Origin of the sequence: Marivita cryptomonadis, from assembly GCF_002115725.1 — a bacterium.
In the GTDB taxonomy this organism is placed as follows: domain Bacteria; phylum Pseudomonadota; class Alphaproteobacteria; order Rhodobacterales; family Rhodobacteraceae; genus Marivita; species Marivita cryptomonadis.
Genome location: NZ_JFKD01000008.1, coordinates 144,324 through 156,398, shown reverse-complemented (window position 1 = coordinate 156,398; position 12,075 = coordinate 144,324). Strand labels below are relative to the sequence as shown.

Below are 12,075 nucleotides of genomic sequence, written 5' to 3'. Positions count from 1 at the left end.
CTAGGGCACAGGGTCACGTCGGGTTGAAGCGGTGGTTGCGCCACTTGAACCCATCCCCGGCTACGGCTAAACGCTGCGAAAGATCCGCAGTTCGCAGAAACCGAGGGGACCTCGCCTCATGTCCATTGATATCGAAACCGCCGCCCGCGTGGCCAAGCTCGCGCGCATCCGCGTCGAAGACGACGCGCTGCCTGCATTGGCGCAAGAATTCAGCAACATCCTCGGCTTTATCGAGCAGCTGAACGAGGTCGATGTAGAAGGTGTAGAGCCGATGGTCAGCGTGGAGCCGATGCGCCTCAAGCGCCGTCAGGATGGCGTCACCGACGGCGGCATGCAGGACAAGGTTCTCGCCAACGCCCCCGACGCCCGCGAGGGCTTTTTCGCCGTGCCGAAGGTGGTGGAATAATGACCGATCTGACCAAGCTCAAAATCGCTGAGGCCCGCGACGCGCTGCGCAAGGGTGACGTAACCTCTGTGGAACTGACCGAAGCGTGCCTCTCGGCGATCGACAAAGCCGACGCCCTGGGTGCCTTTGTGCATAAGACGCCCGAGGTGGCGACGCGTCAGGCGAAATCCGCCGATGACCGGATCAAGGCCGGGGGGGCGCCCGACCTTTGCGGTATCCCGCTGGGCATCAAGGACCTGTTCTGCACCAAAGGCGTGCCGTCTCAGGCCGCCAGCGCAATCCTCAACGGGTTCAAGCCGGAATATGAAAGCACCGTCACCAGCCAACTGTTCGATGCGGGCGCGGTCATGCTGGGCAAACTCAACATGGACGAGTTCGCCATGGGGTCCTCGAACGAGACCTCGACCTACGGCAATGCGATCAATCCGTGGCGGCGCGGCAATGACGACACGGCACTGACGCCGGGTGGGTCTTCAGGTGGGTCGGCCAGTGCCGTCGCCGCCGACCTCTGCCTTGCGGCAACCGGCACCGACACCGGCGGCTCCATCCGCCAGCCCGCCGCCTTGACCGGGATCACCGGCATCAAGCCGACCTATGGCCGCTGCTCGCGTTGGGGCATCGTCGCCTTTGCCTCCAGCCTCGATCAAGCCGGACCAATGACCAAGGATGTGCGCGACGCCGCAATCATGTTGGAGGCGATGTGCGGCCACGACCCGAAAGACAGCACAAGCGCCGATCTGGCCGTGCCCAATTTCGAGGCCATGCTGACCGGCGACATCAAAGGCAAGACCATTGGTATCCCCCGCGAATACCGCATGGACGGCATGCCGGACGAGATCGAAACGCTCTGGTCCGAAGGCCGCCGCATGCTCGAAGATGCAGGGGCGGTCATCAAGGATATAAGCCTGCCGCACACCAAATACGCGCTGCCTGCCTATTACGTGATCGCGCCCGCCGAGGCATCGTCGAACCTCGCGCGTTATGACGGCGTGCGCTATGGCCACCGCGCGAAACTCGCGCAGGGCGACGGCATCACCGACATGTACGAGAAAACCCGCGCCGAGGGCTTCGGCCCCGAGGTGCAGCGCCGCGTTATGGTTGGCACCTATGTGCTCTCCGCAGGCTTCTACGACGCCTATTACAACCGCGCACGCAAGGTCCGCACCTTGATCAAGAAAGACTTCGAAGATGTCTTTGCCGAAGGCGTGGACGCGATCCTCACACCGGCCACGCCGTCTTCGGCGTTCGAACTGGGCAAGCAACACACCGACCCGGTGGAAATGTATCTCAACGACGTCTTTACAGTGACCGTCAACCTTGCCGGATTGCCAGGCATTTCGGTGCCGACCGGGCTGGACAGCCAAGGCCTGCCGCTGGGCCTGCAACTGATTGGCCGCCCATGGGAAGAAGGCGATTTGCTGAATACCGCCTACGCCTTGGAACAGGCAGCAGGCTTTGTGGCAAAGCCCACCCAATGGTGGTAACTTTGCGCCGAATGAGGCAGGACATGATCCAGACACACGGCATTATCCGCACATTGGCCGGGGGCGCAGCCCTGTTGGCCCTGACCGCGTGCAGCCCCAGCATTCCAGACAGTGCTGTGGGTTTTGACCGCATCGACGGCTACAACCAGCAACGCGATGCGGTGCTCGAAGGCCGTGCTGCCCCAACCACCATTGGCGCGCCACCCGCGGTCACCGGGGCACCATTGTCCGCCACGGGCCCGCTGGACGCCGCCGACATCGAGGCGCGCCGCGCCAATTCGGGCGTCGATCCGGTACAGGCCTCCCCGGGCAACCCGGCGCCGCAGATCGTGGCCAACGCTGCCGGAATATCCGAGGAAAACAACTTTGACGCGGTCGCCAACACCCGCAGCATCGAAGGCGACGCAGCCCTGATCGCGCAGAACCGCGCGCGCTACCAGGTGATCGCGCCCGAAGCGCTGCCGACGCGGCCCGGTACAAACGCACCAAACATCGTGGCCTACGCACTTCAAACGACGAACCCCAAGGGCGCGCCGATCTATCGTCGCTCGTCCTTTGCGTCGGAGAACCGCCACCTGCGCAATTGCGCGGCCTTTACGTCTGCGGATTTGGCACAAGAGGAATTCCTCGCCAATGGCGGGCCGGAACGGGATCGCCAGAACCTTGATCCCGATGGTGACGGCTTTGCCTGCGCTTGGGATCCGGCACCGTTCCGCGCGGTGCGCAACTGACGCCGCTCTGGCATCCCTCGCCAAATTGCGGGCCGCGACGCGACGGCGCGCGGCCTGATCTGATTGTTCTGCACTACACCGCCATGACCTGCGCTGAAAAAGCACGGGACTGGCTCTGCCATACCGATGCGCAGGTCTCGGCCCATTACGTGCTGGGGCCGGATGGCACAGTGTGGCAGTTGGTGTACGAGAGCGACCGCGCTTGGCATGCCGGGGCAGGGGCGTGGGGGCCGGTTACGGATGTGAACTCCCGCTCTATCGGGATCGAGATCTCCAACACCGGCAGCACGCCCTTTGCAGCGAAACAGATGGATGCGCTCGACACGCTGGTCGCGGGTATCATGCAGCGCCACGCCATTCCACCGGAACGGGTGATCGGTCACTCCGACATGGCGCCGGGCCGCAAGATCGACCCGGGCGCACGGTTCGACTGGCTGCGGCTTGCACGCCAAGGGCTGGCGGTCTGGCCCGAAGCGCAAGGCGATGGTGATTTCACACAAAACGCCCGCCGCTTCGGCTATACCGCCGATGTGCCGCTTGACACCCTGCTGCACAGCTTTCGCCTGCGGTTCCGCCCTTATGCGGCTGGTCCGCTGGATGCTACCGACCGCGCGATCATGACCAACCTCGCACTGCGCTGGCCTGTCGCGGCGTCCTGATCTTCTCTGGTTTCAAAATACTTCGGGGGTCTGGGGGCTGGCCCCCAGTGTTTCCGTCAACGGAAACACGCGATGCGGTGACGCATCGCCCTGCGCTCAATTCAACTCGTAAGGCAAGATCCCGCGTCGGTGCGTCTGGATCGTCAGTTTGCGCTCCAACGGCGGGACCGAGCGCTGATGACAATTCGACCGCTCGCAGATGCGGCAGGAGATCCCAATGGGCTCAAAGGCCCCATCCCTGTTCAGGTCCAGACCATCCGCATAGACCAACGCGCCCGCATGTTTGACCTCACATCCCAAAGCAATCGCATAGCGGCGCACGGGCGCTCCGAAATGACCGCCGGTCTTGGACACATCCCGCGCGAGCGAGATATACCGTACCCCGTCTGGCGTTTCCGCCAATTGGCGCAGGAAGCGCCCCGGTGTCTCGAACGCGCGGTGCACGTTCCACAAAGGACAGGCTCCACCAAAGCGCGCGAATTGCAACCGCGTGGCCGAGTGGCGCTTGGTGATCGTGCCCGCCTGATCGACGCGCACGAAAAAGAACGGAATACCCTTTGCGCCGGGTCGTTGCAGCGTCGACAGACGATGCGCCACCTGCTCGATAGAGGCGCCAAAGCGGCGGGCCATCAGCTCCAGATCGTGGCGCGTGTCATGGGCAGCCTGCAGGAATTGGCCGTAGGGCATTACCGCCGCTCCGGCAAAGTAATTCGCAAGCCCCAGCCGCGCGATGTCGCGGGCGGCGTCGGATTGGAAGCGGCCCAGATCAAGCGTTGCATCCAGCAGCTTGCCATGCCGTGTCAACGCCAGTTGCAGCATCATCTGGAAGGTTTGGGTTTCAGGTGCTGCCAGCGACGACAGGGTCAGTTCCTGTCGCAACTCATCGAACCGGCGCAGGTCTGGGACGTTGGCAAAGCGCACATGCAGCCCTTCCGCCTCCAACCCGCGAATGGCGGCGCGGACCCGGTCGGTTCCGGTCAGCTTGGTGGCCACGCGTTCGGCAGCCTTGTCCACCGCGTCGATGTAGTTGTCACAGTAATGGAAGAAGTCGCGGACCTCTTCCCAAGGGCTGGGTTGGAGCTGTGCCCCTTCACGGCCCAAAGCCTCATCCAATGATGCCAGCCGTTCATGGGTCTGACGGTAGGCGCGGTGCAGTTCCAGAAACGCGCGCGCCAGACCAGGCGCGTTGGATGCGGTCAGGCGCAGGTCGGCGATCGGGGGGGCTGCATCAGCGAAGACCGGATCAGCCAGTGCCTCGCGCATGTCCGAGATCATGCGCTCTGCATCGCCCTGACCCAGTTCGGTGACATCGACCCCGAATTCCTGTGCCAGGGCCAACACCACCGTGGTGGACAGCGGGCGCTTGTTGTTCTCCATCTGGTTCAGATAGGGCAAGGACACGCCCAGCTTGGCCGAAAAATCCCGTTGGGTGATGCCAAGCCGGGTTCGGATTTCGCGCAGTTTGGCCCCTGCATAGAGTTTCTGGGTCGGCATGGCATCCTCGGGGGTTTGCAGCTTTGCAGCCTGTCACCTCCGAGTTTGCAAATTCGCTACGCGCTGTCCAGCCCCGCGAGCCGTGCCGACCGCCAGATCACCAGTTGGATTGCGATGATGGCGCAGATGGCCGTGGCAAGCATGATCCACAAAAGAGGCCATGCACCGGTGCCCGGAACAAGCAATGCGCCCGCAAGTGCCGACAGCCCCGCGCCGCCGCCGAGCATGATCGCCCCGCCCAAGCCGGACGCGGTGCCTGCCAGATGCGGCCGCACCGACAGCATGCCTGCTGTGGCATTTGGAATGGTCATGCCGTTGCCGAGGCCAACAAAGGTCATGAAGCCGAAGAAGGTCCATTCCGACCCAAGGCCAAGCCAGAAGACCAGCATCGACAACAGGATGCCTGTGCAATTGATCAGCGTGCCGACGAGCACCATGCGGTTCACGCCGATCCGGGCTGAAAAGCGCCCAGAGATAAAGTTGCCGCAGAAGTACCCGATGGCCGGTGCGCCGAAGAAGAAGCCCAGAACGGCAGGCGACATCCCGAACACCTCGGTGCCGACATAAGGCGCGCCGCCGAGATAGGCGAAGAACGCGCCTGACGACATGCCCGACGCAATGGCGTAGCCCCAAAAGCGCGGGCTGGTCAGCAGTTCGGGATATTGTGCGAATTGTTGGCCAAGGCTTAGTCCGCTGACTTTCGCGGTTTCGCCAAGATCGCTCCACGTCAGCCAGAACAGGGCAATCCCAAGGATCAACAGAAGCCAGAAATTCGCCTGCCAGCCGAAATACTGGTCCAGCACGCCGCCGAAGGCCGGGCCGATCATCGGTACCACGGCCATACCCATGGTCACATAGCCAATCATCGACGCCGCCTGATCCTGCGGCACGCAATCGCGCACCACGGCGCGGCTGAGGACCATCGCGGTCACGATCACAGCCTGCGCCATGCGGAAGCCGAGGAAGGTGTAGATGTCAGGCGCATAGATGCAGCCCAAGGTCGCCACACAGAACCCGCCGATTCCCCACAGGATCACCGGGCGGCGGCCCATCTTGTCCGAGATCGGACCAATCAGGATTTGCAAAACCGCGTTCACCGCCAGATAAACCGCCACCGACAGTTGCATCAGCCAGTATTCGGTTTGAAAATAGGCCGTCATGTTTGGCAGGGACGGCAGGAAAATGTTCATCACCAACGCCGAAAGCCCTGCGAGCAGGATCAGTGTGACAATATGCGGCGGTGTGGAACGGTCGAGAAATCGGACCTTAGAGGCGTAACTCATTACCTATCGCTACGCCTGCGGTTGAGGAATGTCCATATACACAGGCGTAACGATACAATTTGCAGATTTGCAATTTGCAAAGGCACCCATTTTCAGAGTTTGCAAATTTGCTCATTAACGCTTGAGGCATAGCCGCACCACAGTATGTTCGCCGCAAAGCGACAAAGGGACGGTCCATGAAAGATATTCTGCAAGAGTTGGAAACCCGCCGCGCCGATGCCCGTCTGGGTGGCGGGCAAAAACGCATCGACGCGCAGCACGCTCGCGGCAAGCTGACAGCACGAGAGCGGGTCGAGCTGTTGCTCGATGAAGGCAGCTTTGAAGAATACGACATGTTCGTCACCCACCGCTGCACCGATTTCGGGATGGAAAAGAACCGCCCCGCAGGTGATGGCGTGGTCACAGGGTGGGGCACGATCAATGGCCGCATGGTTTACGTGTTCAGTCAGGACTTCACGGTTCTGGGGGGATCAGTGTCCGCGACCCACGCGATGAAGATCTGCAAGATCATGGATATGGCGATGCAGAACGGCGCGCCGGTGATCGGCATCAACGATTCAGGTGGTGCGCGTATTCAGGAAGGCGTCGACAGCCTTGCGGGATATGGTGAGGTGTTCCAGCGCAACATCATGGCGTCCGGCGTCGTGCCGCAGATCAGCGTGATCATGGGGCCGTGCGCGGGTGGGGCGGTTTATAGCCCTGCGATGACCGACTTCATCTTCATGGTGAAGGATTCATCCTACATGTTCGTGACGGGCCCCGACGTCGTCAAAACCGTGACCAACGAACATGTCACAGCCGAGGAACTGGGCGGTGCGTCCACCCACACCAAGAAGTCCTCGGTCGCTGACGGCGCATTCGAGAACGATGTAGAGGCGTTGGCCGAGGTGAGACGTCTGGTGGATTTCCTGCCGCTCAACAACCAACAGCCCAGCCCGACACGGCCGTTTTTTGATGATGTGGACCGGGTGGAAACATCGCTTGATACGTTGGTGCCAGAAAATGCGAATTCGCCCTACGACATGAAAGAGCTGATCCTCAAGCTCGCGGATGAGGGCGATTTCTACGAGATTCAGGAAGACTTCGCCAAGAACATCATCACCGGCTTTATTCGCCTCGAAGGGCAGACCGTGGGTGTGGTGGCGAACCAACCGATGGTGCTGGCGGGTGTTCTGGACATCGACAGTGCCCGCAAGGCGGCACGGTTCGTGCGCTTCTGCGATTGCTTTGGTATCCCGATCCTGACGCTGGTGGATGTGCCAGGCTTTTTGCCGGGAACAAGCCAAGAATATAACGGCGTGATCAAACACGGAGCGAAGCTACTGTTTGCCTATGGCGAAGCGACAGTGCCGAAGGTGACGGTCATCACCCGCAAAAGCTATGGCGGGGCCTATGTTGTTATGGCGTCAAAGCACCTGCGGGCGGATGTGAACTATGCTTGGCCCACCGCCGAGATTGCCGTGATGGGGGCAAAAGGCGCGACCGAGATCATTCACCGCGCAGATTCGGGCAATGCCGAAAAGATTGCCGCCCATGCTGCGGAATATGAAGACCGCTTTGCCAACCCGTTTGTGGCGGCAGAGCGCGGATTCATCGACGAGGTGATCCAGCCGCGCAGCACGCGCAAACGGGTCGCGCGGGCGTTCGCTGCGCTTCGCTCGAAGAAGCAAGAAATGCCGTGGAAGAAACACGACAACATTCCGCTTTAAGGGGTGCGGTGCGTGTAACCACGCGCGCGGCAAATGGGATCAAATGGCTCGAAACGGGTGGCATATTTTGCGCGATGAGGGAGGGCTTACTATGGCGCGGCACCTTCCTGCGCGCTTTGATGTGTCGGTTGTGTCAGACCTTCCGCTGTGTGATGCGGGCCGTCTGGCGCGACAGGTTCGGCAGGATATGTGGCGGGCGTTGCAGCGGGTGAGGGGCTTTTCGCCCGTTGTGCGCGTGGAGCGTCTTGAGGATGTGATGCGCGTCACGGCAGGGGGCCGTTTGCCCCGGTCCAGTCAGTCCGCCTGGGTGTCCGAGCGGCTGGATGCGGTGCTGAACGACCCGCGTAAACGGGATCGCTGGCTTTGTTGGGCTGGTGCGTGCAAGCACTCCGTGCATGTGTTCGCAATGATGCTGGCGCTGCCTGTTTTCGCCTCCGAGCCGCTGGATGTGCCCTCGGGCCAACCGGTGACGTTCCACGAAATGCTGTGGGACCGACCGGGAAATGGCCTCGTCTACCGCTTTCGTTTTGTGACGCCCGAGATCGGGCAGGATGGCCGGGAATACGAGGATGTGGAAATCGACATGCATCATCTGTGCGAAACCTTCGCGATTCCGCGCCTGTCCCCGGATGTCGGCCCGCAGCCAAACCAGATCGTGATTTCCTTTAGCCAGGAAGAAACCGAATTCGGCGTCGCCACTGAAGACGTCACCCAGTTTTTCGAAGCGTATCGCGTCGAAGACGAGACCTGCATCTTGGAGTTTTTTTGATGCTTCCACCATATGTTGCGACACATCGTTCAGGCCGCGTTCGGGTTGAGTCTTTTGCGTCACAGGACCGCGATGTTGCGGGCTGTGGATATCTTTTGTCCGTGATTTCAGGGTATTCTGAGGTGGACTGCACCCAAGCAGTCATTACCTCGAACCGAGGACAGGCAGGACCAGCAGGTCTTGTTGGGTCCTTTTTTGAACCTGACAGGAGAACTAGATGTCAAAGAGCATCAAGCTTCTTGCCGCGTTCGGTCTTTTTGCAGTCTTGTCCGCGTGCGGACAGAAGCAGGCCGAAGAAGAGTTTGTGGTTATCGACCCAGAGCCGATCAGCCACGAGCCGATGCACACAGGCAAGTACAAGTAACCTTGAAACGGGGCGGGCAGAGGCGTCCGCCCCCTTTTCACAGATGCGCAGCGGGGGTGTCCCATGCTGAAGCATCGCGGCTTCCCGGGCCGTCTTCCGGGCTCAGATTTTCAATTTGTCATTCGCAGACCGAACCCCAAGGGGGTCACGCCGCTGATCAAGCGAGAGCGCTATCGCGACCGGCGTCCGGCTGACAAACGGGCCGACACAGCCTTTATAGCAGCGTTGTGGGCACATTTCGGAACAGAGCCGTTCGAGCGGGGCAATCTGGATGCCGGACGTCTGAGCTGGCTTTTCGGGCGGGAAGTGCTGCCCTATGGCGATTCGTTCGATCCTGTCAGCTACGAGTCGCTGTTGATCATCAACGAACCAGTGGCGCGGGCCGCGTTCCCAGAAGCGTTCGATGACAATGAGGATTGGGCGTGATGTCGCTTACCTTTGGTCAATTTGCGCGGGAAAAAGCCGATACCATAGGTTGTGTTGCATTTTCCATTGACGCGTTAGGCGGTTGTGGCACTGTGGAGATGTTCCTAGTGACATGGCGTTGGCAGATTGCGCCATTTGTTCACCGTTACCCTTCCCCTGTCGGGCTCCTTGGTCATACCCCATGCCAAGGGCCCGACTTTTTACATTCTAAATCAGTATGTTACAGTGACGGGCAAGGTTTTGCCCAAAACGCGTCCTGTGACACGAGGGGCTGGAACCAAGACCTTATCCGGGGTGTTACTCCTGCACAGGCAAAGACCTGCAAAGGAGCAGACACATGGACACTCATACAATCAAACCGGCGCCCGTTTTCGCCCTTGTCGCGCTGCTGGGCCTCGCGGCCTGCGGTGACACTCTTGGCGAACAGGCCCTGCTTGGCGGCGCGGCTGGCGGTGGCACAGCCGTTGCGGCGGGGGGCGATCCGCTCACCGGGGCTGCGGTCGGGGCTGCGGCCAACGTTGCCTATTGCCAGACCTACCCGGAACGCTGCTGACGCCTCAGCGCGCCCAAACCACTCACGGATTTCGACCGTTCGGACCACACGTCCGGGCGGTCTTTTTTATGCCATCGCTGCGGGATTGGTCCCCGGCCAAGAAAAGACTGACGGAAAGGGACAGACATGTTCGACAAGATCCTGATTGCCAACCGGGGCGAGATCGCCTGCCGCGTGATCAAGACCGCCCGCAAGATGGGCATCAAAACGGTGGCCATCTATTCGGATGCCGACAAACACGCGCTGCATGTCGAAATGGCAGACGAGGCGGTGCATATCGGCCCGCCGCCGGCGAACCAGTCCTATATCGTCATCGACAAGGTGATGGACGCGATCAAGCAGTCTGGCGCGCAGGCGGTGCATCCGGGCTATGGCTTCTTGTCGGAAAACCCGAAATTCGCGCAGGCCTTGGAAGCGGCTGGCGTCGCGTTCGTTGGTCCGCCGGTGAAAGCCATCGAGGCGATGGGGGACAAGATCACCTCCAAGAAGATCGCGCAGGAGGCCAATGTGTCGACCGTGCCGGGCTATATGGGCCTGATCGAAGATGCGGACGAGGCGGTCAAGATCTCGAACGAGGTTGGTTATCCGGTGATGATCAAGGCCTCTGCCGGGGGCGGCGGCAAAGGCATGCGGATCGCGTGGAACGACGCCGAATGTCGCGAAGGCTTCCAGTCGTCCAAGAACGAGGCGGCCAACAGCTTTGGCGATGATCGGATCTTTATCGAGAAATTCGTCACCCAGCCGCGCCATATTGAAATTCAGGTGCTGTGCGATGCGCATGGCAACGGGATTTACCTGAACGAACGCGAATGCTCGATCCAGCGCCGCAACCAGAAGGTTGTCGAAGAAGCGCCCAGCCCGTTTCTGGACGAGGCGACCCGCAAGGCGATGGGTGAACAGTCGGTCGCGTTGGCCAAAGCGGTTGGCTACACCAGCGCAGGGACAGTCGAATTCATCGTCGACGGTGACCGGAATTTCTACTTTCTCGAAATGAACACCCGCTTGCAGGTGGAACACCCGGTGACCGAATTGATCACTGGTGTCGATCTGGTGGAACAGATGATCCGCGTGGCCAACGGCGAGCCGCTGACGATCACGCAGGACGATGTGAAGATCAACGGCTGGGCGATTGAAAACCGGCTTTACGCTGAAGACCCGTATCGCGGTTTCCTGCCGTCGATTGGCCGCTTGACCCGCTACCGTCCGCCTGCCGAAGGCCCGCTGGGAGGCGGCATCGTGCGCAACGACACAGGTGTGTTCGAAGGCGGCGAGATCAGCATGTATTACGATCCGATGATCGCCAAGCTGTGTACCTGGGCACCGACGCGCGGTGAGGCGATCGAGACGATGCGTAACGCGTTGGACAGTTTCGAGGTCGAAGGCATCGGTCACAACCTGCCGTTTGTGGCGGCTGTGATGGATCACCCGAAATTCATCGCGGGCGAGATGACGACGGCCTTTATCGAAGAGGAATATCCCGAGGGCTTTGAAGGTGTGACGCTGGGCGACGTGGCACTGCGCAACATCGCGGCGGCCTGTGCGGCGATGAACCGGGTGGCCGAGATCCGGCGGGCGCGCATCTCGGGAACGCTCGACAACCACGAACGCCGGGTGGGCGAAGAGTGGAACGTTGCGCTGCAAGGTCAGGATTTCGACGTCACCATCGCCGCCGACCATGACGGGTCTACCGTGCGCTTTGGCGATGGCACCGAAATTCGTGTGAGCGGAGACTGGACGCCGGGTGATCAGCTTGCCCGGATGACGGTCAATGGCGATCCGCTGGTGATGAAGGTGGGCAAGGTGTCGGGCGGGTTCCGCATCCGGTCACGCGGCGCTGAACTCAAAGTGCATGTCCGCACCCCGCGTCAGGCCGAGCTGGCCCGTATGATGCCTGAAAAGGTGGCCCCGGATACGTCCAAGTTGCTGCTTTGCCCGATGCCGGGTCTGATCGTGAAGATCGACGTGGAAGAGGGCGACGAGGTGCAGGAAGGTCAGGCGCTGTGCACCGTTGAGGCGATGAAGATGGAAAACATCCTGCGCGCCGAACGCAAGGGCACGGTGTCCAAGATCAACGCAGCAGCGGGCGACAGCCTTGCTGTGGACGATGTTATCATGGAGTTCGAATAAGCCTGTGACATGCGCGGCGAGCATAAACGTCTTTGGTCCGGTGCGGTTTGACCGCACCGGACGTGACTCA

General features: G+C 61.0%; 12 protein-coding genes. 10 read left to right on the top strand and 2 right to left on the bottom strand.

Annotation, left to right across the window (positions count from 1 at the left end):
* Window positions 1-118: 118 nt before the first annotated feature.
* From gatC to MCRY_RS11005, 4 genes are read left to right on the top strand one after another with little or no spacing between them, the layout of a single operon-like run.
* Window positions 119-406 (top strand): Asp-tRNA(Asn)/Glu-tRNA(Gln) amidotransferase subunit GatC, encoded by a 288-nt coding sequence (gene gatC / locus MCRY_RS11020; protein ID WP_085629752.1) that lies wholly within the window; start codon window positions 119-121, stop codon window positions 404-406.
* Window positions 406-1,890 carry an Asp-tRNA(Asn)/Glu-tRNA(Gln) amidotransferase subunit GatA gene (gene gatA / locus MCRY_RS11015; protein ID WP_085629750.1) on the top strand — a complete coding sequence of 495 codons (1,485 nt, stop codon included), beginning with the start codon at window positions 406-408 and terminating at the stop codon, window positions 1,888-1,890. The genes gatC and gatA overlap by 1 nt, the downstream gene beginning before the upstream one ends.
* A 23-nt stretch (window positions 1,891-1,913) precedes the next feature.
* Entirely contained in the window at window positions 1,914-2,621 is a 708-nt protein-coding gene (locus tag MCRY_RS11010) for a hypothetical protein (RefSeq protein ID WP_085629748.1), read from the top strand.
* Window positions 2,585-3,280 carry an N-acetylmuramoyl-L-alanine amidase gene (locus MCRY_RS11005; protein WP_085629746.1) on the top strand — a complete coding sequence of 232 codons (696 nt, stop codon included), beginning with the start codon at window positions 2,585-2,587 and terminating at the stop codon, window positions 3,278-3,280. The genes MCRY_RS11010 and MCRY_RS11005 overlap by 37 nt, the downstream gene beginning before the upstream one ends.
* Before the next feature lie 96 nt (window positions 3,281-3,376).
* Here MCRY_RS11005 and MCRY_RS11000 read toward each other — a convergent pair whose 3' ends face one another.
* Both MCRY_RS11000 and MCRY_RS10995 read right to left on the bottom strand, forming a co-directional pair.
* Window positions 3,377-4,774 (bottom strand): helix-turn-helix domain-containing protein, encoded by a 1,398-nt coding sequence (locus tag MCRY_RS11000; RefSeq protein WP_085629744.1) that lies wholly within the window; start codon window positions 4,772-4,774, stop codon window positions 3,377-3,379.
* 56 nt (window positions 4,775-4,830) lie between these two features.
* Window positions 4,831-6,057 carry a multidrug effflux MFS transporter gene (locus tag MCRY_RS10995; protein WP_085629742.1) on the bottom strand — a complete coding sequence of 409 codons (1,227 nt, stop codon included), beginning with the start codon at window positions 6,055-6,057 and terminating at the stop codon, window positions 4,831-4,833.
* A 176-nt stretch (window positions 6,058-6,233) separates the two neighbouring features.
* Between MCRY_RS10995 and MCRY_RS10990 the strand changes: the two genes are divergently transcribed.
* From MCRY_RS10990 to MCRY_RS10965, 6 genes are all read left to right on the top strand, one after another.
* Window positions 6,234-7,766 carry an acyl-CoA carboxylase subunit beta gene (locus MCRY_RS10990; protein WP_085629740.1) on the top strand — a complete coding sequence of 511 codons (1,533 nt, stop codon included), beginning with the start codon at window positions 6,234-6,236 and terminating at the stop codon, window positions 7,764-7,766.
* Between the two features lie 91 nt (window positions 7,767-7,857).
* On the top strand, window positions 7,858-8,535 hold the full coding sequence (locus MCRY_RS23385) for a DUF6497 family protein (protein ID WP_238939627.1): 678 nt from the start codon (window positions 7,858-7,860) through the stop codon (window positions 8,533-8,535).
* A gap of 217 nt (window positions 8,536-8,752) precedes the next feature.
* Window positions 8,753-8,899 (top strand): hypothetical protein, encoded by a 147-nt coding sequence (locus tag MCRY_RS22885; protein WP_171046202.1) that lies wholly within the window; start codon window positions 8,753-8,755, stop codon window positions 8,897-8,899.
* Window positions 8,900-8,962: 63 nt separating this feature from the next.
* A complete protein-coding gene (locus MCRY_RS10975; RefSeq protein WP_085629738.1) occupies window positions 8,963-9,325 on the top strand; it encodes a hypothetical protein in 363 nt (120 codons plus the stop codon).
* A 337-nt stretch (window positions 9,326-9,662) separates the two neighbouring features.
* Window positions 9,663-9,878 (top strand): hypothetical protein, encoded by a 216-nt coding sequence (locus MCRY_RS10970; protein WP_085629736.1) that lies wholly within the window; start codon window positions 9,663-9,665, stop codon window positions 9,876-9,878.
* 126 nt (window positions 9,879-10,004) lie between these two features.
* Complete coding sequence (locus MCRY_RS10965; RefSeq protein WP_085629734.1) at window positions 10,005-12,005, top strand: acetyl-CoA carboxylase biotin carboxylase subunit; 2,001 nt, start codon at window positions 10,005-10,007, stop codon at window positions 12,003-12,005.
* The last annotated feature ends 70 nt before the right edge of the window (window positions 12,006-12,075 follow it).

Bases quoted from the DNA above. Each gene is read 5' to 3' on its own strand.
- MCRY_RS10995 (WP_085629742.1), bottom strand. From the start codon at position 6,057: ATGAGTTACGCCTCTAAGGTCCGATTTCTCGACCGTTCCACACCGCCG.
- MCRY_RS10970 (WP_085629736.1), top strand. From the start codon at position 9,663: ATGGACACTCATACAATCAAACCGGCGCCCGTTTTCGCCCTTGTCGCG.
- MCRY_RS10990 (WP_085629740.1), top strand. From the start codon at position 6,234: ATGAAAGATATTCTGCAAGAGTTGGAAACCCGCCGCGCCGATGCCCGT.
- MCRY_RS11000 (WP_085629744.1), bottom strand. From the start codon at position 4,774: ATGCCGACCCAGAAACTCTATGCAGGGGCCAAACTGCGCGAAATCCGA.
- gatA (WP_085629750.1), top strand. From the start codon at position 406: ATGACCGATCTGACCAAGCTCAAAATCGCTGAGGCCCGCGACGCGCTG.
- MCRY_RS10975 (WP_085629738.1), top strand. From the start codon at position 8,963: ATGCTGAAGCATCGCGGCTTCCCGGGCCGTCTTCCGGGCTCAGATTTT.
- MCRY_RS11010 (WP_085629748.1), top strand. From the start codon at position 1,914: ATGATCCAGACACACGGCATTATCCGCACATTGGCCGGGGGCGCAGCC.
- MCRY_RS23385 (WP_238939627.1), top strand. From the start codon at position 7,858: ATGGCGCGGCACCTTCCTGCGCGCTTTGATGTGTCGGTTGTGTCAGAC.
- MCRY_RS10965 (WP_085629734.1), top strand. From the start codon at position 10,005: ATGTTCGACAAGATCCTGATTGCCAACCGGGGCGAGATCGCCTGCCGC.
- gatC (WP_085629752.1), top strand. From the start codon at position 119: ATGTCCATTGATATCGAAACCGCCGCCCGCGTGGCCAAGCTCGCGCGC.
- MCRY_RS22885 (WP_171046202.1), top strand. From the start codon at position 8,753: ATGTCAAAGAGCATCAAGCTTCTTGCCGCGTTCGGTCTTTTTGCAGTC.